Annotated in this window: 18 protein-coding genes; 9 read left to right on the forward strand and 9 right to left on the reverse strand. The window is 34.9% G+C overall.

The window, feature by feature from the left end; all coding sequences use genetic code 11:
- Positions 1-97 precede the first annotated feature (97 nt).
- The 4 genes from ahcY to ACNQGX_RS03575 all read left to right on the forward strand — a co-directional run bounded on the left by ahcY (position 98) and on the right by ACNQGX_RS03575 (position 5,931).
- Positions 98-1,414, forward strand: a complete 1,317-nt coding sequence (gene ahcY, locus ACNQGX_RS03560) for an adenosylhomocysteinase (RefSeq protein ID WP_417974079.1) — start codon at positions 98-100, stop codon at positions 1,412-1,414.
- A 350-nt stretch (positions 1,415-1,764) separates the two neighbouring features.
- The gene (locus tag ACNQGX_RS03565) at positions 1,765-2,790 is read left to right on the forward strand and encodes a PIN domain-containing protein (RefSeq protein WP_417974081.1); all 1,026 of its coding nucleotides are present in this window, start codon (positions 1,765-1,767) and stop codon (positions 2,788-2,790) included.
- A 239-nt stretch (positions 2,791-3,029) separates the two neighbouring features.
- The gene (locus tag ACNQGX_RS03570; RefSeq protein ID WP_417974083.1) at positions 3,030-4,301 is read left to right on the forward strand and encodes a PQQ-dependent sugar dehydrogenase; all 1,272 of its coding nucleotides are present in this window, start codon (positions 3,030-3,032) and stop codon (positions 4,299-4,301) included.
- Positions 4,302-4,479: 178 nt separating this feature from the next.
- Complete coding sequence (locus ACNQGX_RS03575; RefSeq protein ID WP_417974085.1) at positions 4,480-5,931, forward strand: amidohydrolase family protein; 1,452 nt, start codon at positions 4,480-4,482, stop codon at positions 5,929-5,931.
- A gap of 328 nt (positions 5,932-6,259) precedes the next feature.
- Here the strand turns inward: ACNQGX_RS03575 and rpmA are convergent, their stop codons facing one another.
- Positions 6,260-6,526 carry a 50S ribosomal protein L27 gene (gene rpmA, locus ACNQGX_RS03580; RefSeq protein WP_026709571.1) on the reverse strand — a complete coding sequence of 89 codons (267 nt, stop codon included), beginning with the start codon at positions 6,524-6,526 and terminating at the stop codon, positions 6,260-6,262.
- A 23-nt stretch (positions 6,527-6,549) separates the two neighbouring features.
- Entirely contained in the window at positions 6,550-6,972 is a 423-nt protein-coding gene (gene rplU, locus ACNQGX_RS03585) for a 50S ribosomal protein L21 (protein WP_417974087.1), read from the reverse strand.
- Between the two features lie 232 nt (positions 6,973-7,204).
- On the opposite strand from rplU, the gene ACNQGX_RS03590 reads away from it, so the two are divergent.
- Both ACNQGX_RS03590 and ACNQGX_RS03595 read left to right on the forward strand, forming a co-directional pair.
- Positions 7,205-8,530, forward strand: coding sequence for a M16 family metallopeptidase (locus tag ACNQGX_RS03590; RefSeq protein WP_417974089.1), 1,326 nt, complete (start codon positions 7,205-7,207; stop codon positions 8,528-8,530).
- 13 nt (positions 8,531-8,543) lie between these two features.
- Positions 8,544-10,592 carry a M16 family metallopeptidase gene (locus tag ACNQGX_RS03595; RefSeq protein WP_417974091.1) on the forward strand — a complete coding sequence of 683 codons (2,049 nt, stop codon included), beginning with the start codon at positions 8,544-8,546 and terminating at the stop codon, positions 10,590-10,592.
- Positions 10,593-10,662: 70 nt separating this feature from the next.
- Here ACNQGX_RS03595 and ACNQGX_RS03600 read toward each other — a convergent pair whose 3' ends face one another.
- Positions 10,663-11,529: a DMT family transporter gene (locus ACNQGX_RS03600; protein WP_417974093.1), complete on the reverse strand. Its 867-nt coding sequence runs from the start codon at positions 11,527-11,529 to the stop codon at positions 10,663-10,665.
- Between the two features lie 109 nt (positions 11,530-11,638).
- Between ACNQGX_RS03600 and ACNQGX_RS03605 the strand changes: the two genes are divergently transcribed.
- The gene (locus ACNQGX_RS03605) at positions 11,639-12,016 is read left to right on the forward strand and encodes a heavy-metal-associated domain-containing protein (protein ID WP_417974095.1); all 378 of its coding nucleotides are present in this window, start codon (positions 11,639-11,641) and stop codon (positions 12,014-12,016) included.
- Positions 12,017-12,210: 194 nt separating this feature from the next.
- Here the strand turns inward: ACNQGX_RS03605 and gldD are convergent, their stop codons facing one another.
- The 4 genes from gldD to mutY all read right to left on the reverse strand — a co-directional run bounded on the left by gldD (position 12,211) and on the right by mutY (position 15,707).
- Complete coding sequence (gene gldD, locus ACNQGX_RS03610) at positions 12,211-12,774, reverse strand: gliding motility lipoprotein GldD (protein WP_417974097.1); 564 nt, start codon at positions 12,772-12,774, stop codon at positions 12,211-12,213.
- A 90-nt stretch (positions 12,775-12,864) separates the two neighbouring features.
- On the reverse strand, positions 12,865-14,160 hold the full coding sequence (locus tag ACNQGX_RS03615; RefSeq protein ID WP_417974099.1) for a gliding motility-associated protein GldE: 1,296 nt from the start codon (positions 14,158-14,160) through the stop codon (positions 12,865-12,867).
- 23 nt (positions 14,161-14,183) lie between these two features.
- Positions 14,184-14,624, reverse strand: a complete 441-nt coding sequence (locus ACNQGX_RS03620; RefSeq protein WP_417974293.1) for a single-stranded DNA-binding protein — start codon at positions 14,622-14,624, stop codon at positions 14,184-14,186.
- A gap of 45 nt (positions 14,625-14,669) precedes the next feature.
- On the reverse strand, positions 14,670-15,707 hold the full coding sequence (mutY, locus tag ACNQGX_RS03625) for an A/G-specific adenine glycosylase (protein ID WP_417974101.1): 1,038 nt from the start codon (positions 15,705-15,707) through the stop codon (positions 14,670-14,672).
- Between the two features lie 133 nt (positions 15,708-15,840).
- Here mutY and ACNQGX_RS03630 point away from each other — a divergent pair, with 133 nt between their 5' ends.
- Together ACNQGX_RS03630 and ACNQGX_RS03635 are read left to right on the forward strand one after the other, a co-directional pair.
- The gene (locus ACNQGX_RS03630; protein ID WP_066080765.1) at positions 15,841-16,131 is read left to right on the forward strand and encodes an HU family DNA-binding protein; all 291 of its coding nucleotides are present in this window, start codon (positions 15,841-15,843) and stop codon (positions 16,129-16,131) included.
- Positions 16,132-16,456: 325 nt separating this feature from the next.
- On the forward strand, positions 16,457-18,001 hold the full coding sequence (locus ACNQGX_RS03635) for an Rne/Rng family ribonuclease (protein WP_131914904.1): 1,545 nt from the start codon (positions 16,457-16,459) through the stop codon (positions 17,999-18,001).
- 174 nt (positions 18,002-18,175) lie between these two features.
- Here ACNQGX_RS03635 and pbpC read toward each other — a convergent pair whose 3' ends face one another.
- On the reverse strand, positions 18,176-20,551 hold the full coding sequence (pbpC, locus tag ACNQGX_RS03640; protein WP_417974103.1) for a penicillin-binding protein 1C: 2,376 nt from the start codon (positions 20,549-20,551) through the stop codon (positions 18,176-18,178).
- Positions 20,552-20,724: 173 nt separating this feature from the next.
- A complete protein-coding gene (locus ACNQGX_RS03645) occupies positions 20,725-21,315 on the reverse strand; it encodes a transposase (RefSeq protein WP_417974105.1) in 591 nt (196 codons plus the stop codon).
- Positions 21,316-21,339 lie beyond the last annotated feature (24 nt).

A 21,339-nucleotide genomic window follows, 5' to 3' on the forward strand; every position in this document is an offset into this window, starting at 1 on the left:
GCGAATTAAACAATTCATAAATCTTTTAGAAAACAGTAAAATTCTAAAGTTATTACGTAAATTTGCAAAAAATTTTACACTTACAAATATACTATAAATGAGTACTACAACTATGCCTTTTGTGGCTTTCAAAGTTAAAGACATTTCTCTAGCGGCTTGGGGAAGAAAAGAAATTGAACTAGCAGAAGCTGAAATGCCAGGTTTAATGGCGCTTCGTGCGGAATACAAAAACGAACAACCACTTGCTGGTTCTCGTATTGCAGGATGTTTGCACATGACAATCCAGACTGCGGTTTTGATTGAAACTTTAATCGCTCTTGGTGCTGAAGTGACTTGGAGTTCTTGTAACATTTTCTCTACTCAAGATCAAGCTGCTGCTGCAATTGCTGCTGCAGGGATTCAAGTTTATGCTTGGAAAGGCTTGAACGAAGTAGATTTTGACTGGTGTATTGAGCAAACATTATTCTTTGGTGAAGACAGAAAACCATTGAATATGATTCTTGATGACGGTGGAGATTTGACCAACATGGTTATTGACCGTTACCCAGAATTAGTTGCTGGAATCAAAGGATTATCTGAAGAAACTACAACTGGTGTTCACAGATTGTACGAAAGAGTAAAAGCTGGAACGTTACCAATGCCTGCAATCAATGTTAATGACTCGGTTACTAAATCGAAATTTGACAACAAATACGGTTGTAAAGAATCTGCAGTTGATGCAGTTCGTCGTGCAACTGACTTGATGCTAGCCGGAAAAAGAGTAATCGTTTGTGGTTATGGTGATGTTGGAAAAGGAACTGCAGCTTCTTTTAGAGGTGCTGGTTCTATCGTGACGGTTACCGAAATTGACCCAATTTGTGCGTTGCAAGCTGCAATGGACGGTTTTGAAGTTAAAAAATTAAACACTGTTGTTGGAAATGCGGATATCATTATCACGACAACTGGAAATAAAGACATCGTTTTGGGTTCTCATTTCGAACAAATGAAAGACAAAACGGTTGTTTGTAACATTGGACATTTTGACAACGAAATTGACATGGCTTGGTTGAACACGAACCACGGTGCATCAAAAATTGAAATCAAACCACAAGTTGACAAATATACTATCGCTGGAAAAGACGTTCTTATCTTGGCAGAAGGTCGTTTGGTAAACCTTGGTTGTGCGACAGGTCACCCAAGTTTTGTAATGAGTAACTCATTCACCAACCAAACTTTGGCTCAAATCGAATTGTGGAAAAACAGCGCGGCTTACAACAATGATGTGTATATGTTACCAAAACATTTGGATGAAAAAGTGGCAATGTTGCACTTGGCTAAATTAGGTGTTGAATTAGAAACGTTACGTGTTGATCAAGCTGATTATATTGGTGTTCCAGTTGAAGGTCCGTTCAAACCAGAATATTACAGATACTAAATGATTTAAGATTGTAGATTCTTGATTTACGATTTCAGATTTAGAACCTTTGCAGAAATGCGAGGGTTTTTTGTTTTTGGGCGTGACCTCGTTGCAGGACTTTCATTTATTAGCAGAAATCTAGGTTTGCAACAAGGTCGGGCTATACGTTTCAATCTCCCGAAAAAAACGGGAGGATTTACACTTCCATCCCTCACGCAGAAATATTAGGTTAATCTTATAAGAAATAGTTGCTTTTACAACTTAGTCAATCGTAATTCGATAATTTAGCAAAGTAAAATTTTCTCAATAGAGCAGTAAAAGCTAAATACATAAACGAATTAACTAACATTTTAAAAAATTCAATAAAAATGACAAAAATTCTAATTGATACTTGTGTTTGGTTGGACATTGCTAAGACAGATAAAGGAGAAAAAATTCTAAATCTTTTAGAAGAGTTTATTAAACAAGAAGAAATTACAATTTTATTACCAGACATTGTTATATCTGAATTTAATCGTAATAAAGATAGAATTACTTCCGAAGCCAAAAAAAGCGTTTCAAATCATTTCAAAAAAGTTAGAGAAATGGTTTTCACTCACGGAAATAAAGAAACCAGAAACAATATTCTCACAGAACTCAATAATATCGATCACAAAATTCCAGTTTTAGGAGATATGGCAAGTTATTCCATCGAAAGAATAGAAGAATTATTTTATCAATCAGAAATAATAAATATTACGGACGAGATTAAATTAAGAGCAACACAAAGAGCAATTGATAAAAAAGCTCCTTTCCATCTATCAAAGAATAGTATTGGAGACGCTTTAATTATCGAATCATATTTGGATTATAAAATGAAAAACGAAACACAAGAATTTGGATTAATGTTTATTACACATAACAAGAATGATTTTAGTCTAAAAAATGGAAATCAGAAAGAACCTCACGAAGATTTTAGTCAAATTTTCGACTCTAACAAATCACAATATTTTATAAATTTAACCGAAGCACTGAAAAGTGTTAATTCAGAATTGATTAATGAAATTGAATTTGAAAATGATTGGGAATTAGAACCAAGAGGCATAACTGAAATATGGAAAGCAGAAAAAGAATTTGAAGAAAAAATTTGGTATAATAGACACCAAAATCTAGCATACAAAATATCAATTGAAGAAATAAAAATAATTGAACAGGAAGAATTCAGTACAGAGAATACAAATTCAACCATAATATTACAAATTTGGGAAGGAGCTGAAAAATCAGCTAAAAAACTAGAAGAAAAATATGGTAAAGAAAACCTGATTTGGGATGATTTTGAATGGGGAATGATTAATGGTAAACTATCGGCGCTTAGATGGACAACTGGTGAAGAATGGGATAATTTGGACACATAAAAAATTGACCAATGGCCACTTGTAGAAACTGTTTGGCACGAATTCCTCCCGCTCTTTGAAGTCTCCTGACTTCGTAAGCAATATATGATCTCAATTTCATCACAACTTATTGTTTCAAATTAGTTAAATGAAATATGCGACTGTATCGTGCAATAATTATATAAATTTATTTTAAAATAATATAAAAAGAATACCAAAATTTCTGATTAACTTTATAAGTACTTAAAAATTAAATAATTATGAAAAATTATCTATTTATATTTTTACTCATATTGCCATTCTTTTGTATCGCACAAAGCACGATTAAAATCGATTCACTTGGTGCTCCTACCAAATCATACGGCAATTTTTCTAAAGTAATTGGATGGAAAGACGGTGAAACACCGATAGCACCTCCGGAATTTACGGTGACAAAATATGCGGATGGTTTTAAAAACCCGCGTTGGATGTATGTAACCCCAAACGGGGATGTGCTGGTGGCTCAAAGTAATTCCAATTACAGCCTACTCAAACAAATTGGAGCCACACTGAAAGGCGTATGGAGGTCTAATAATTTAAAACACAGCGCTAATATTATTACCTTACTTCGAGACAGCAATAAAGATGGCATTCCCGATTTAAGGGAAACTTTTCTTACCGAGGGACTCAATCAACCTTTCGGTATGTTAGTGATAGACAATTGGTTTTATGTAGCTAATACCAATGCAATATTGCGCTATCCCTATAAGGCAGGGCAAACAAGAATATCGGGCAAGGGAGAAAAGATTGTCGACCTTCCGGCAGGAAAGCACAACAGACACTGGTCCAGAAATATTATTGCCAATAGTGATAACTCAAAAATTTATATCGCAGTGGGTTCTGGGTCAAATATAGCCGAAGAAGGAATGGCAAACGAGTTACTCCGCGCCAACATATTAGAAGTAAATCCCGACGGTTCTGAATTGCGAGTCTTTGCGGCAGGGCTCCGTAATCCTGTAGGAATGGGTTGGGCGCCAGGAACCAAAACACTCTGGACAGTGGTAAACGAACGCGATGGATTGGGAGACGACCTCGTTCCTGACTACCTGACTTCCGTTAAAGAAAACGGTTTTTATGGCTGGCCATACGCCTATTTTGGACAACATGTAGATGTAAGAGTAAAAGAAATGAAACCCGAATTAGTAAAAAAAACCTTGGTACCCGATTTCCCTTTAGGTGCACATACAGCATCCCTTGGACTTGCATTTTATACTGGAACTTCTTTTCCTGAAAAGTACAGAAATGGTGCCTTTATAGCACAGCATGGCTCTTGGAATCGGAAAATAATATCAGGTTACCGAATGATTTTCGTCCCTTTTAAAGACGGGAAACCATCGGGCAAATCAGAAGACTTCCTTACTGGCTTCATTGTAAATCCGGAAAAGGATATCGTTCGTGGGAGACCAGTTGGTGTAATTGTCATACCCAATGGTGATTTACTACTTACGGACGACAAAACCAACACCATTTGGCGGGTAACCGCCATAAAATAAAAGAATTTAAAAAACAATTTTTCATTATAAATCTCTCCAGTTGTGCAAAGCCTCCGACTTTGACCCGACTGCGCAGAAATGTCTCCAGTTCGATAGCGCGGATTTGCAATCTGTACCCATAAAACAAAAACTACTACAATAGTTGCAGTTTTTTTTTACTTTTGAAAAAAAATTAAAAATGCCAAAGAAACTTCTTGCCCTATGTTTAGTATTTATTTTTACTATAACACTACACAGCCAAAATAAAGAAAAAAAAACAGATAGCCAATGGCTGATAAAAAACACGAACGTTGTTGATGTCCTTTCCGGTAAAATATTAAAAAACAGAAACATTTTAATAGAGAACAACAAAATAATTGCCATAAGTAAGAAAAATAAAAATTATGACAATGTACCCGCTTCTAATCAAATAGACGCTAGTAATAAATACGTAATTCCCGGTCTATGGGACAATCACATCCACATTGAAGGTGAAAATCTTGTGGAAGATAATTTGGCTTTATTTCCGGTATATTTAGCGTATGGCATTACTACTGTTCGAGACTGCGCAAGCGATTTGGGCGAAAAAGTATTGTCTTGGCGTGATGAAATAAATAGCGGCAGCTTACTTGGACCAACCATTTTTACTGCTGGAAGAAAATTAGAAGGGTTAAATTCAATATGGAAAGGTGATTTAGAAATCAGCAATGAATCAGAACTCCATTTAATGCTTGATAAATTAGATAATTACAAGGTAGATTTTGTTAAAATTACCGAGAGCACACTAGAAGCTCCTTTATTCACAAAAAGTGTACTTGCTGCCCACAATAGAGGCTATCTTGTTTCTGGCCATATTCCGTCAAATGTTAGTATTGAAACCGTAATTGACAACGGACTTTCCAGCATCGAACATGCGAGCTATGTTTTACGATTAGGAAGTGATGAAAACGAAATGATTTCAAAACTCAATTCCAAAGAAATCACAAGAGGTCAGGCTGAACAATTGTACAATAAAAATTTCAACCAAGAAAAAGCCATTTCAAATTATAAAAAACTGGCTAAAAAAGGGATGACAGTAACCCCCACATTAATAGGAGGCAAACAATTAGCCTATTTAGACGAAAATAATCATCAAAACGATGCCTATCTTCAATATCTAACCAAGCGCTTTACAGATAATTACCAATGGCGAATTGGCCGAATGGCAGGTGAAACGGCTGAACAAAAGCAACAGAAAAAAGACAAATATAAACGTATAGCACAACAAGTTCCATTGATGCAAAAGGCAGGTGTCACTATATTGGCAGGAAGTGATTCGGCAGCATTAAATACATTTGTTTATCCGGCAGCAGCGTTAACAGAAGAACTTGAATTGTTTCAAAATGCAGGTATGCAACCTAAAGACATTTTGAAAACCGCCACTATTAACGGAGCAAAATTCTTGAAAAAGTCAGATACTATGGGCTCTATAAACGAAGGTAAAATAGCAGATTTGGTAATCCTGGATGAAAACCCTTTGATTGACATCAGAGCTGTAAACCGAATTTATAGTGTTTTTACAAAAGGCCAATATTTTGACAGAGAAAAATTAAACAACATGTTAGAAACGGCGAAAAACAAAAAAATAGAATTGGACGAAAAAAGGAAATAATCATTCCCAACCTATTGAATACAATTCTTTTTCGAAGCGCAATTAGACCAAAAACCCAAGCTCGCGAAAATACCCAGTTTGACGGATTTGCATTTTTTCGGGTAGAGACGCACTGCAGTGCGTCTCTACGGTGACGAACAATCAATAATTGAATCTCTTCACCGATTAAATCATGCAACCCATTCATTTTCCTTTTCGACTCCCTCTCATTTGCTTCGCCAGTTCACTTTCGCTCATGGGGAGAGTCCTGAGGCTTCGGGATGGGGAGAGGAAAAATAAAAAACCCGTTTCTTTCGAAACGGGTTTTTTTAATAATTGAGGAAATCAATTATGCTTCAACTTCAAATGGAAGGATAGAAACATAAGATTTGTTATCTCTTTTCTTTTGGAACTTAACAACTCCATCTACTCTTGCGTGTAGTGTGTGATCTTTACTAATGTAAACGTTTTCACCTGGATTATGTTTTGAACCTCTTTGTCTTACGATGATGTTCCCAGCAATAGCAGCTTGACCACCAAAAATCTTAACACCTAAACGTTTTGATTCTGATTCTCTACCATTCTTAGAACTACCGACACCTTTCTTGTGAGCCATGACGTATTAGTTTTATTTTGTTATTATTCTTGTGTATCTTCTTTTTTAGCTTTAGCTACTTTTTTCTTAGGAACTTCAACTTCTTCTGTAGTTGCTTCAACTGCTGCTTTTTTAGGAGCTGCTTTCTTTGCACCAACACCAGTAATACCTTCAATTACAATTTGAGTAAGATATTGTCTGTGACCGTTTCTCTTTTTGTATCCTTTTCTTCTTTTCTTTTTGAAAACGATAACTTTATCTCCTTTTAAGTGTTGTAACACTTTAGCTTCTACTGAAGCACCTTCTATAGCTGGGGCGCCTAAAGTGATTGTTCCGTTATCATCTAATAAAAGAACTTTGTCAAAAGAAACTTTTGAACCTTCTTCATTAGTCAAACGGTGAACATAAACCTTTAAGTCTTTGCTTACTTTGAACTGTTGCCCTGCTATCTCTACGATTGCATACATACTGAATTGTTTTAATAATTTTTAAGGTTGCAAATATACAATTAAATATTTAACCTGCAATTAGTAAAACAAAAAATATTTACCAACGCTAACTCCCTGATTTATCATACTTTTGAAGCCGATTGAGAAAAAACACAAATGAACAGTTATTAAAGTTTTATTCTGTAGTATTTTTGACGTAACAATACCCTCTTTTTCGTTACTTATAGAAAATAAAAATTTATTAATCCATATGAAAAAATCAATAATGGCCTTAAGTACAGCGCTCATGCTTGGTGGAGTTGCCTCGGCTCAAAAAGTAGTTTTCGAAGAATACAATTTAGACAATGGCATGCATGTCATTTTGCATAACGATCCTTCTGCGCCTGTAGTTGTTACCTCTGTGATGTATCATGTGGGCTCCAAAGACGAGAATCCGGAACGAACTGGTTTTGCCCATTTTTTCGAACATTTGTTATTTGAAGGAACTGAAAACATCAAACGTGGTGAATGGATGAAAATTGTAAGTTCAAATGGAGGAACGAACAATGCAAACACTTCTGATGACAGAACGTATTATTACGAAGTATTTCCTTCTAATAATTTAGAATTAGCACTTTGGATGGAATCCGAAAGATTAATGCACCCTGTAATTAATCAAATTGGTGTTGACACCCAAAATGAAGTCGTAAAAGAAGAGAAAAGAACCAGTTTTGACAATCGCCCCTATGGAAACATTCTTACGGTTGTAAAAGAAAACATGTTCAAGAATCATCCGTATCGCTGGACTACTATTGGTTCAATGAAAGATTTGGATGCTGCAACTTTAGAAGAATTTCAAGCATTTAATAAAAAATTCTATATTCCAAACAACGCTGTTTTAGTTGTTGCCGGTGATTTCGAAAAAAATCAAGCCAAAGAATGGATTCAGAAATATTTTGGGCCAATAAAAAAAGGAACTGCTGTAACGAAACAAACTTTTATTGAAGAACCAATCACTCAAACTATAAAAGCAACGTATCAGGATGCTAACATACAGATCCCAATGTTAGTTGCTTCGTACAGAACACCCTCAATGAAAACAAGAGATGCCAGAGTTTTGGATTTCATTTCTTCTTATTTAAGTGATGGTAAAAGTTCTAAATTATATAAAAAAATTGTTGATGAGAAAAAAATGGCATTACAAATAGGCGCCGTTGGTTTTAGTCAAGAAGATTATGGAATGTATATTTTGTATGGCTTGCCAATGGGAACTAACACTGCTGCTGATGTCCTGAAAGAAATTGATGAAGAAATTGTGAAAATTCAAACCGAATTGATTTCTGAAAAAGACTATCAAAAATTACAAAATAAGTTTGACAATAATTTTGTGAATGCCAATTCAAATGTAGAAGGAATTGCCGAAAACTTAGCAACCTATTATATGCTTTATGGTGATATCAATTTAATCAACACTGAGATAGAACTTTTACATTCTATCACTCGTGAAGAAATTAGAGACGTAGCAAAAAAATATTTGAATCCAAACCAAAGATTGCTTTTGGATTATATCCCTTCCACAGAACAGGCTAAAAACTAAGACATTCTAAATCATGAAAAAAACAAATATATTATTATTCATTTTGTTGGTAACAGGAATTATGCAGGCACAAGATCGTACACAACCTAAACCTGGAGCTTCACCAGTAGTAAACATCAAAAAACCACAAACTTTTGTTATGTCAAATGGTTTGAAGGTAATGATTGTTGAAAATCATAAACTACCAAAAGTTAGCTTCAGTCTTTCGCTGGACAACGCTCCTTATGCCGAAGGCAATAAAAAAGGAGTTGATGACCTGACGAGCAGCATGATAGGAAACGGGAGTAAAAAATTAGCAAAAGATGCTTTCAACGAAGAGATTGATTTTCTAGGAGCTGATCTTAATTTTAATTCGCAAGGAGCTTATGCAAGCACCCTTTCTAAATATTCTAAACGAATACTGGAATTGATGTCTTACGGAGCTTTGCACCCAAATTTTACTCAAGAAGAATTCGAGAAAGAGAAAGCAAAATTACTGGAAGGACTTAAATCTCAAGAAAAGAGTGTTCCTGCTATTGCAAACAGAGTTGTTGACGCACTTGCTTTTGGAAAAAACCACCCTTCTGGAGAATACATGACCGAAGAAACGATTAAAAACGTAACTCTTGCGGATATTCAAGCTAATTATGCCAATTATTTTGTTCCCGAAAACGCTTATCTGGTGATTATTGGTGACATCAAATACAAAGAAGCAAAACCAATTGTAGAGCAACTATTTGGATCTTGGCAAAAAAGAAGCACGCCAAAACTGACCTACGCAGCACCGGAAAATGTACCGTTTACTCAAATCAATTTTGTTGATGTGCCTAATGCAGTACAATCGGAGATTTCACTAGTGAATACTTTGAATTTAAAGATGAGTGATCCTGATTTCTTCCCTGCTGTAATCGCAACGTATATTCTTGGCGGTGATTTCAATAGTTATCTTAATATGAATTTAAGAGAAAAACACGCATGGACTTACGGTGCCAGTTCTATAATAGGAAGCGGAAAATACGTGACTAAACTAAGATCGACTTCGGCGGTAAGAAACGTAGTTACAGATAGCGCAGTCGTTGAATTTATCAAGGAAATAAAAAAAATACGTACTGAGAAAGTAAGCGAGGAATTGCTGAATAACACTAAAGCCGGTTATATTGGACGATTTGTTATGCAGGTAGAAAAACCGCAATCAATTGCCCGATATGCCTTGAATATAGAGACAGAAGATCTTCCAAAAGATTTTTATGAAAATTATATCAAAACTATCAATGCGGTAACTGCCGATGATGTACTTCGTGCAGCTAACAAATATTTTCTTTTAGATAATAAACGAATCATTATTGCCGGAAAAGGATCCGAAGTGATTCCAGCTTTGGAAAAACTAAAAATCCCAATGTTTTATTTTGACAAATACGGTAATCCATTGGAAAAACCAGTTTTCAAAAAAGACATTCCTGCAGGCGTAACTGCCAAAAGCGTTATTGATAATTACATCAAAGCTATTGGTGGAGAAAAAGCAGCTTCTGCCGTAAAAACAATCGCCATGAATGGAACTACAACTATTCCTCAAGCGCCTTCTCCTTTAAGTTTTACTTCTAAAATAGATGCTAAAGGAAAATTAATGGTTGAATTAGCGATGGGAACCATGAGCTTGATGAAGCAAGTTATCAATGAAAAAGGAGCTTACATCATGCAACAAGGGCAACGCAAAAACATTGAAGGCAATGATCTTACTGAAATGAAAGCAAGTGCAACAACTTTCGAAGAGTTATTGCTTTCTAAAAAAGAAGGATTAGTATTGAGCGGTATCGAAACAATCAGTGGAAAAGATGCGTATGCTGTAAAAAATGGAAAAACAACATTCTATTACGATGTAACTTCCGGACTGAAAGTATCCGAATCAAAAACAATGGAACAAGGTGGTCAAACCATCACTCAAACTACAAATTACGGAGATTATAAAGAAGTAAAAGGGGTTAAGATTCCTTTTAACATCATCCAAAATGTAGGATTTGAATTGGATATAAAAATGTCTGATGTAAAAATCAACGAAGGTGTTTCGGATGCTGATTTTCAATAATCAAATCTTGAATTAATAAACAAAGGCTGTCTAAAAAGACAGCCTTTGTTGTTTTATAAAGTTTCTCAATCTATTTTTTAGCCGATAAATACACTCCGATTAAAACGATAAAAGCACCAAAAAACTGAACCGTCGTAAGCATTTCATTGTCTAATAATCCCCAGCAAAATGCAACCACAGGAATCAAATATGTTACCGAGGTAGCAAAAACCGGCGAGGACATTTGGATGAGTTTAAAGAACAGAATATTCGCAATTCCCGTTCCTACAACCCCAAGAACCATAATAAATAAAACCGATTCCTGCACTTTCACATCGTGCATTACTTCGAAGAAACCGGAAAAAAACAAGATGATGAATGCCGGAAAAAACAACATCATAAAATTACCTGTAGTAATACTCAACGGACTCAAATCATGTAAATATTTTTTGATTAAATTTACATTGACTGCATAGCATATTGAAGCTATTAAAACCAAAATAGCATAATAATAATTCTGTTCCGGATGATGGATAGCGCCATTCAAAATCAATAAGGCGCTTCCTATTAAACCGATTAGAATTCCAAAAATCTGATTTCTTTTGAATTGCAACCCAAAAACCAAAGCTCCTAGAATCAATGTATTCAAAGGGGTCAGAGAATTCAAAATAGAACTCACGGAACTGTCAATTTCGGTCTGGGCAATCGCAAAAAGGTAAGCTGGTATAAATGTCCCGAACATAGAAGTTAAGGCAATGTATTTCCATTTATGTGCCGGAATTTTGGATAAACTTTTAAATCCTATCAGCAATAAAAAAACAGCTGCAAAAATAATTCGCAACGATCCCAATTGTAAAGCTGTCAAACCAATTAGTCCTTTTTTTATTAATATAAATGAACTTCCCCAAACCAAGGCAAGAACCATCAAGTACACCCATTTTAACTGCTTCGATTCCATAAAGATAATTTTGCCCCAAAATTGTAATTATTTTATGAATTAGTCCTCCTTTTTTTAATTAATTTTGCAGTTCAGAAACACGCTTTTAATCTTTAAAATTTACATCATAATGAATTTCAAAAAATCAATCGTAACGCTAGTACTTACAAGTGTTTTATTTGTAGGCTGTAAAGAAAAATCAACAGATATAGTTTCAAAAGAAACTGCAACAACAGAAGCTCCAAAAGTTAAAAAAGAAATTGCAGCTGCCAATCTTCAAACAGCGAGTTTCTCAGTAGAAGGAATGACTTGCGCTATAGGTTGTGCCAAAACGATTCAAGAAGATTTGACCGGATTGGACGGCGTTCAAAAAGCAACGGTAGATTTTGACACAAAATTAGCCACCGTAACTTTTGACAAAACGGTTCAAACTCCAGAAAAATTGACTAAAGTTGTCGAAGCCGCAGCAGATGGTAAAATATACAAAGTTTCGAATATGAAGTCGTAATCCAGACTTTCAAATTGTATAAAAAAAAGCATTCTCTTAACGGGAATGCTTTTTTTTGAACCATACAAGAAATTGAAGACCATTCAAGAAAGCTCTGAATCCAATATTTACGGACTTATTTGTACTTAAATGCCTTATATGGCTATAAAAGGATATTGATTGTTTTTTAAAATTTCAGTAAATTTCTATTATTGTTATTTCCACTTCAGGGTTTCCAACAGTCGCTGCATGTCATTTTTGATATAACTCGCCGCTGGCATAATGGAATCATAATTGGGTTTTGCATAAAAATAAACAGAGCCTGTAACAAAATGTTTAGTACTATCTGTAGCGTAAAACTGTGAATTTGTAGCTGCATTTCCTTCTACCTGATAAAACATCCCATAAACTTTTTTGTCTGAATTCAAATACGGTTGCTCCAGAATATCATCCGCTTTTATCACGTGTTCATAAGTCAATTTTTGCGCATCTCGCAACAGTTCATTAATATTTTTCGTGACTGGTTTATAGGTGAGATAAATAGTCGCTTTCATTTTTGGATACGTAATCGTAAAACCACAATCCGTCTCTTTTTTGATAATGGCATCTGAATTCATTTCGAAAGCAAAAGGACATTCATTTTCAAAATTTACATACTTGGCTTCCGGATAATCCAATCGCAAATAACTGGAAGGTTTAGGCAAGACATCATCTTTGCAACTAAAACTCAACAATGATATTATTACTATTGCCGAAAAAGTGATTATTTTTTTAAACATTTGTATTCTAAATTTATTTAATCTTTTATTTTTCAAAAGAAACACATTTCCCAATGACTCCCCTTCCTTCAGAGGGGTTAGGGGGAGGATTTATTCAATCGTTACTTTTATTTGCTTCACCCTTTTTTGATCCACTGCTTCTACTGTAAACAGACAGTTTTCGAATGAAATTTTTTGATTTTTTTTGGGAAAATTTCCCAAAATTTCAAGAATAAAACCAGCCAGCGTTTCGGCTTCTCCTTTTTTGATTTCGAATAATTCTTCATCGACATCAATTATCCTGTAAAAATCCTTGAGGTTTATTTTTCCTTCAAAAAGGTAATTTCTATCGTCAATTTGGGAAAAATTAATATTCTCGTCGTCAAATTCATCGCTGATATCCCCTACAATTTCTTCAATAACATCCTCAAGTGATACCAAACCGGAAGTTCCTCCATATTCATCAACTACAATCGCCAAATGACTTTTCATACTCTGAAAGTCTTTCAGCAAATTATCCAGTTTTTTATTTTCAGGAACAAAGAAAGGCTCTCGCAACAATGATTTCCAGTCAAACTCATTAGTATTAATATGCGGAAGCAAATCTTTGACATACAAAACGCCTTCTATCTGGTCTATATTGTCTCTATAAACCGGAATTCTGGAATATCCTTTTTCTATGATTTTGGGACAAATAACGGAAAAAGATTCGTCTATTTCTAAAGCAAAAATATCGATTCGGGGACTCATCACTTGTCTCGTATCGGTATTTCCAAAACTTACAATTCCTTCTAAAATTTTTTGCTCTTCCGTAGAAGTTTCATCTGAAGCTGTTAATTCTAAAGCTTGAGACAATTGATCGACAGAGAAATTTGTTTTTTGCTTTCCTAATTTATTGTGCAAATAAATCGTTGCAGCACGCATCGGTAAACTTATTGGCGAAAGCAATTTATCCAAAAAAGCAATTGGATATACAATCAGTTTGGCAAACTTTGTATTGTTTCTGCTGGCGTATACTTTTGGTAAGACCTGACCGAATAATAAAATTAAAAAAGTAGCGGTCAGTACTTCCAGAATAAATTTTAAAAGTGGTGTTGTTACTCCCGAAAAGATTGTTTTTCCAACAAACGAAAATAATAATACTATGGAAATATTGATAAAATTATTGGCAACAAGAAGTGTCGCTACCAGTTTTTTTGGTTTTTCTAAAAGTTTAGCAATAATTTTCCCTTTGGAGTTATTTTCCTGTACTGTTTTATCAATATCCTTTTGTGACAACGAAAACAAGGCAACTTCAGCACCTGAAATTAATGCAGAACAAAATAACAAAACAACTATTCCTGTAAAGCCAAACACTACATTAGTATCAATAGCGTAAGCAAAAAATAAACTGGGCTCTGGGTCCAAATTAGTTAAGATTAATTAAACAATCAAAATGGCAAGTCATTAATAGGCAAGACATTATTTTCCGGGTCAAAATTAGTGTTTTTCGCAACATCAGCTGCAGGAATTTGTTTGTTGTTTTCACTGTCTTTTTTTGTTGTAAGAAAAGTGAATTCGGTTACCTGAATTTCAGTAGTGTGTTTCGTGCTTCCATCCTCTGACTGCCATTGACGGGACTTAATGCGTCCTTCCACGTATATTTTATCTCCTTTAGAAAGGTATTTTTCACAAAGTTCAGCCGCTTTATTTCGTACTACCAAATTATGCCACTCCGTAGAAGTGATTTTTTCGTTGGTGGTTTTGTTGATATAGACTTCGTTTGTTGCCAACTGAAATCTTCCAATACAATTGCCTCCGTCGAAATAATGCATTTTGACATCATCACCAAGAAAACCGATAAGCATAACTTTATTTAATGTTCCGTTCATTGTAGGATTTGGTATTTCTATCAAAGATACATTTTTTTAGAAACTCTATAAATCCTTTTCAATAAAATTATGAATCACAATTGGAAAAGGAAAAGTTCTCAAAGTTTCCCCATCAATTCCGTTTTCAATTGTTCCTTTTACAGATACTTTCCAAAACTTGATATGCAAATGCTGGTGTGACAATTTATGAATGATGCTTTTTTCATTGCATTCGGAAACACTCAAAATACTATTGTCTTTGAAAAAATCATTTTGAATTTGCTCCGAAATACAATCAAAATCTTCTTCCTTATCTGTTTCTATCAAAGGGAATTCATATAAATTATGCCAAATTCCTTTGTCCGTTCGTTTCTGAATAATTGTATTTCCCATTTCATCGGCAACAACCAAATAATTAAAGTATCGGTTCCTAACTTTTAGTTTTTTGGACTTTACAGGCAATTGATCGACTTTATTTTTTTGCAAAGCGGCGCAACTTTCGTTGAAAACACAAATGCCGCAATTCGGACTTTTAGGAACGCATTGCAAAGCACCAAACTCCATAATGGCTTGATTGAAAGTTGCCGGATTGTCTTTTGGCATGAGTTCGAAAGCCAGTGCAGCGAATTCTTTTTTGGCGGAAGCCTGAGCAATATCCGTATCCATATCGAAATAACGTGATAAAACCCGAAACACATTTCCATCAACAACGGGAACGGCTTCATTATAGGAGAAAGAAGCAATGGCAGCTGCGGTATATTCCCCTACTCCTTTTAATTTCAATAAGTCATTATAATTCCCCGGAAAGATTCCGGATAAATCAAAAGCGATATGCTGTGCAGTTTTATGTAAGTTTCGAGCTCTGGAATAATATCCTAATCCCTGCCAAAGTTTCAAAACTTGTTCTTCATTGGCTTTCGCCAAATCAAAAACAGTAGGGAAAGCGGTTGTAAAAGATAAAAAATAAGGCATTCCTTGCGCAACACGCGTCTGTTGTAACATGATTTCAGAGAGCCAAATAGGGTACGGATCAGCGGTATTTCTCCAAGGTAAATCGCGTTTATTTTGTAAATACCATTGTACTAGCGAGTTAGAAAAAATCATGTTTTAATTATTTGTTAGCAAAAGTAAAAGTTTATGTGATTAAAATTTAATCAATTAGCTTGAATAATTGTTTTTTAAATTCCTATATTTGCAAACTCAAAAAAATAGTACAACATTATAAATAGGAAAGAAAATGACGAAAGCAGATATCGTAGCAAAAATTTCAGAAAAATTAGGTCTTGAAAAAGGAGATGTACAGGCAACTGTAGAGACTTTTATGAATGAAGTAAAAAATTCATTAGAAACTGGAGACAATGTTTATTTAAGAGGTTTTGGAAGTTTTATAGTGAAAACTAGAGCTGAGAAAACAGGAAGAAATATTTCTAAGAATACAACAATAAAAATTCCTGCACACAATATTCCTGCATTCAAACCTGCAAAAGTTTTTGTAGAAGGAGTGAAAACAAATAACGAAGCAAAATAACAATATTAATTAATCATAAAATCGATAAGATATGCCAAGTGGTAAAAAAAGAAAGAGACATAAGGTAGCGACGCACAAACGTAAAAAAAGAGCGAGAGCTAACCGTCACAAGAAGAAAAAGTAGTTTTAAACTACTTTTTTCTTTTTAAACGTTCATTGAAATTGAGATTTAAGATTGTAGATTACCGATTTAAGATTGCAGATTTTAAAAATCTAAAATCAAGAATCAAAACTCATAAATCTAAAATCTCCCCGGGTTCAATACCTGTTAAAATATTGTTTAATCCATTTGTTCGCCATGGCGAATAGATAAAAAATTTACAGTGTGAATAAAGAATTAATCATTAGATCTAGTTCTGAAGCCGTAGATTTTGCCTTATTAAAAGATGGAAAACTAATTGAATTACACAAAGAAGAAGAAAAAAGCAACTTCCAGGTTGGTGATATTTTTATTGCCAAAATCAGGAAACCAGTTGCCGGATTGAACGCTGCTTTTGTAAATGTTGGCTTCGAAAAAGATGCTTTTTTACATTATCACGATTTAGGTCCTAACTTATCTTCCCAACTGAAATTCATAAAACTTGTAAGCGCAGGTAAATTAAAAGATTTCTCCCTAAAAACCTTTCAGTTTGAAAAAGAAATAGATAAAGATGGTACTATTACTGATGTATTAAGTGCCAATCAATCTGTTTTAGTACAAGTCGTCAAAGAACCTATATCTACAAAAGGACCAAGAATTAGCGCTGAGCTTTCTCTTGCCGGAAGATTTATAGTTTTGGTTCCGTTTTCTGACCGCGTTTCTATTTCACAAAAAATAGAAGACAAAAAAGAAAAAGAACGCTTGAAACGATTAGTACAATCCATCAAACCAAAAGGATTTGGTGTTATTGTTCGCACAGTAGCCGAAGGCAAAAATACAGCCGAATTAGAAAAAGATTTGCAGAACCTGCTTAGCAGATGGACTGCAATGTGTAAAAAATTACCAACTGCTCATCATCCGTCCAAAGTATTAGGAGAACTCAACAGAGCCTCTTCGATATTAAGAGACGTATTTAATGATACCTTTAGTGGTATTCAAATTGATGATGAAGAGTTGTACAACCAAACAAAGGATTATTTGCAAGAAATTGCACCATCCAAACAATCAATTGTTAAGTTTTATCAATCAAAAGACACACCTATTTTTGAGAAATACAACATAGAGAGACAAATCAAAACTTCTTTTGGAAAAACAGTATCCATGAGTAAAGGGGCTTATCTTATTATCGAACACACTGAAGCTTTGCACGTTATAGACGTAAACAGCGGAAACCGTTCTAATAAGGCCACCAACCAGGAAGATACAGCCATGGAAGTGAATATGATTGCAGCTGCCGAAATTGCAAGACAATTACGTCTTCGTGATATGGGTGGTATCATCGTAGTCGATTTTATCGATATGTCAAATCCTGAAAATCGTAAAGTGTTGTTCGATTTCTTGAAAGAAGAAATGAGCGACGATAAAGCTAAACACAAGATCTTACCTCCAAGCAAATTTGGATTAGTCCAGATTACAAGACAAAGAGTAAGACCAGAAGTAAATATTAAAACTAGAGAAGAAGATCCAAACAATGAAAGTGGCGAAATTGAAGCGCCAATTCAAATCATTGACAAAATCGCTTTTGATCTAGAAAGAGTATTAAAAAACCACAAAGATGTTGTACTTAATGTACATCCTTTTGTGGCCGCATACCTTACCAAAGGTTTTCCATCATTACGTTCAAAATGGTTTCTTGAACATAAAAAATGGGTGAAAATTATACCTCGTGATGCTTACACGTACTTAGAATATCATTTCTACGACAAAAAAGAAAATGCTGTCATAGAATAAATTAATAACTCCTCAAGAAATTGGGGAGTTTTTTTTTGCCCTTTTTTTAGGAGCTAATCCAGCTATCCGTTGCAATCTTTTTCAACGCTATCAGGGTTCAAAACCCTGACAGCGTTTAGAAAAAGGATTTTTACTTCTATCTGGGCTAGGGCATTCGAGTATTCAAAAACAAATCTATTCCTTTACAATCTCAATTTTTCTTCGGATTTCATTTCCAAATTCATCGACCACTGTGATGTAATGAAATCCTGTGGTGGCTGAAATAGGCATTTCATGAAAGGTTTTGGTCACGCCTTTGTACACATTATCAACATACCAAAACAGTTTACTTTCTCGTTGGGAATGAGCCACTTTCAGAATCACAGGCTGTACTTCACTATTAAAATTTTTGGTCAGATAGATTTTGCTATTGGTTTTGGGATAAATAAAATCCATTGTTGCAGTTTGCGTTCCCATACAATCGTTTCTAAACGGAGGCAACGGCAAATACTCTATATGTTGACTTTTGTAATACCAAGCCATTACGGGCGGTAATACAAACCAATTTTTAGTCACTATATTTTCTAAATTTTCACAACTGCTATCCACTTGAAATTGCTGTGATCTGTCTAAATGTATGGTTTTGTGATACGGACAAATAGAAGTGTTCTTTCCTTTCTTCGGAACAAGTTGCATAATTTTTGGACAGCCATCTTTGGCCAAATGTCCACTTAAACTACAAACCTCAACTTCCTCTAAATCCTTATACGGAGTATCAAACCATCGTTGTCTTGGCAACAAATTAAAAATATCAAATAAAATGGGTGCAGCGCTGGTAACTCCTGTCAATGTAGGCCTGCCCTCACCTGTAGCATTCCCCACCCACACGCCTACAACATATCTGGCATTGGTTCCTATAGCCCACGCATCGCGGTTTCCAAAACTTGTCCCTGTTTTCCATGCAATTTTGAGCGAACTGTCATAGAACTTCCAAGCCTCATCTCCTTCGGGACGATTAACTTGTTCCATTGCATTATAAGTCTGCCAAATCGAGCCTGCTCCCAAGATGTTCTTTTGCTTTGTATCGTCACCAAAATCAACTTGAAAATCATCATCATAATTTAATTCGGCAAATTCATTGGTTCTGTATTGCCCTTGATTTTTATTGAAATAGTTCAAAGTTGAAGACAAACCTGCATAGGATCTACACAAATCCCATAGATTACTTTCGGCTCCACCCAAAATGAGCGATAAACCATAATGATCCGGTGGTTTAGAAATATCCCGCAATTTGAATCGCTGCAATTCTTCATGAAATTTATTCACTCCAAAATCCTGCAACATCAATACAGCTGGAATATTCAAAGAACGCGATAATGCTTGATGCGCCGGAACTGCCCCGTCAAATGTCAAGTTGAAATTTTGGGGCGTATAACCCGAAATCTGCGTCGGGATATCTGCCACCAGCGTATTAGGCAACAACTCGCCATCGTCGAGCATAGCAGCATATAAAAGCGGTTTAAGAATACTTCCTGTGCTTCTTGGCGCATCAATAATATCCACATCTTTTTGATGGTTGCCATCCGTCGGCGAATTCCCCACATAACTCATTACCTTTCTATTGGACACATCTATAACCAAAATAGCCAAATTATGAACTTCGTTTTGCCTGTATTGATTGTAATAATACTTTGCAATTTGATTGACCCTGTTTTGCAAGCCAATTTCCACCGTCGTTTTTACACGGGTTCCTTCTTGGCTCTTGGCAACTCGTTGCAATAAATGAGGTGCAATTTGTGGCAAATCATACGGCTTTTGTGGCAACGGTTCATCTATGGAAAGTTCATATGTCTGTTGATCAATTACTCCTTCATGATTTAACTTTAACAGAAGTCGGTTGCGTTTATTCAATAATTTAATTTGGTTTTTACCCGGATAAATCAAACTGGGTGCATTTGGTAAAACGGCCAATGTAGCACTCTCCGCCCAAGACAATTGATGGGATTGCACTCCAAAATACCGCCAAGAAGCCATTTCGAGACCCACCACATTCCCCCCAAAAGGGGCATGAGCAGCATATAATCTCAAAATTTCGTTTTTGGAATATCCCAGTTCTAATCGGGTGGCAAGAATGAGTTCGATTATTTTCTCGAAATAAGTTCTTCCTTTCCCATTTCTGGACAACCGAATGACTTGTTGCGTTAACGTACTTCCTCCACGAACGACTTTGCCTGCTTTCCTGTTTTGCCGAAAAGCATTAACCATCGCCACAGGATTAAATCCCGGATGTCTATAGAAATATTCGTCTTCAAAATAGACAATGCATTTTTTGAACTTATCTGGAACGCTGTCTTGCGCCGGAAATCGCCATTGTCCATCAAGAGCAATTTTTGCGCCAAGCAATTCTCCTTCTTTGCTTTCAATCACTGTAGAATAAGGCTCTTGAAATAAAGTTCTCGGCAATGAAAAACAATAAACCATCAATAGTAAAAAGGCTATTGATAATTTAATTTTATTCAGTTTTATCCAATTGATAATGCGTTGTAGGAACGCTATTAGTTTATTTTTCAAAGTTTTTTTGTTTTTCTTCCTAACAGGTTTTTTTCCTAACAGGTTTTTTTTAACCTGTTAGGTATTCTTCCACAATCCTAAAATAAAAATTAGATTAATATTCCCTAAATAAATACCTAATAGGTTTTGGAAACCTGTTAGGATAAGCGAACTTAAATCTTGTAAAATGTAATTCAATCATCCATTTTATCAATAAGATCAATTACACCTTCATAAACTAATTTTCTTTCGTCGTGATAAAACTTAAAATTCTCTAAACCTCCAAATAGTCCTAAAATAAAATCTCTATCAATACTTGTTTCTTTATTTGACATAAAAGAACGATAGGAAGAATGCAGATACGTCTCGGATGATTTCGTAAATTTATGTTTTACAGGATTTAAATGAACATATACTATCAATTGCTTCAAATACTCTTCATTTTCAATTCTGTTCCTTTGTAAATGTTCTTGAAATAAACTTCCTGTTCTGTTATAGGCGGTATTTATGCTTTTGGCATATGAATTAAATAAATTAGAAAAAGGCAAATGAACTTTGTCTTTAAATTTTTCCGGCAACTCCACTTTGTCTTTAATTCTTAAGACAATATGAAAATGATTCTTGAGCAAACAGTAGGCATAAACATCTGCAACTGGCAAAAGATATTTCTTCATTTTCCCTAAAAAATAATTGTAGTTCTTCTCTTCAAGAAAAACATTTTCTTTATTGTTGCCTCTATTGTATATGTGATAATATTGACCTGATTCGAAAATATCTTTTTCCATATTTTTTACTCCTTTTTATTATCC

Source organism: Flavobacterium glycogeni (genome assembly GCF_048286775.1).
GTDB lineage: Bacteria > Bacteroidota > Bacteroidia > Flavobacteriales > Flavobacteriaceae > Flavobacterium.

Coding starts and splice junctions, on each gene's coding strand:
- ahcY (WP_417974079.1), top strand. CDS start 98: ATGAGTACTACAACTATGCCTTTTGTGGCTTTCAAAGTTAAAGACATT.
- ACNQGX_RS03565 (WP_417974081.1), top strand. CDS start 1,765: ATGACAAAAATTCTAATTGATACTTGTGTTTGGTTGGACATTGCTAAG.
- ACNQGX_RS03570 (WP_417974083.1), top strand. CDS start 3,030: ATGAAAAATTATCTATTTATATTTTTACTCATATTGCCATTCTTTTGT.
- ACNQGX_RS03575 (WP_417974085.1), top strand. CDS start 4,480: ATGCCAAAGAAACTTCTTGCCCTATGTTTAGTATTTATTTTTACTATA.
- rpmA (WP_026709571.1), bottom strand. CDS start 6,526: ATGGCTCACAAGAAAGGTGTCGGTAGTTCTAAGAATGGTAGAGAATCA.
- rplU (WP_417974087.1), bottom strand. CDS start 6,972: ATGTATGCAATCGTAGAGATAGCAGGGCAACAGTTCAAAGTAAGCAAA.
- ACNQGX_RS03590 (WP_417974089.1), top strand. CDS start 7,205: ATGAAAAAATCAATAATGGCCTTAAGTACAGCGCTCATGCTTGGTGGA.
- ACNQGX_RS03595 (WP_417974091.1), top strand. CDS start 8,544: ATGAAAAAAACAAATATATTATTATTCATTTTGTTGGTAACAGGAATT.
- ACNQGX_RS03600 (WP_417974093.1), bottom strand. CDS start 11,529: ATGGAATCGAAGCAGTTAAAATGGGTGTACTTGATGGTTCTTGCCTTG.
- ACNQGX_RS03605 (WP_417974095.1), top strand. CDS start 11,639: ATGAATTTCAAAAAATCAATCGTAACGCTAGTACTTACAAGTGTTTTA.
- gldD (WP_417974097.1), bottom strand. CDS start 12,774: ATGTTTAAAAAAATAATCACTTTTTCGGCAATAGTAATAATATCATTG.
- ACNQGX_RS03620 (WP_417974293.1), bottom strand. CDS start 14,624: ATGAACGGAACATTAAATAAAGTTATGCTTATCGGTTTTCTTGGTGAT.
- mutY (WP_417974101.1), bottom strand. CDS start 15,707: ATGATTTTTTCTAACTCGCTAGTACAATGGTATTTACAAAATAAACGC.
- ACNQGX_RS03630 (WP_066080765.1), top strand. CDS start 15,841: ATGACGAAAGCAGATATCGTAGCAAAAATTTCAGAAAAATTAGGTCTT.
- ACNQGX_RS03645 (WP_417974105.1), bottom strand. CDS start 21,315: ATGGAAAAAGATATTTTCGAATCAGGTCAATATTATCACATATACAAT.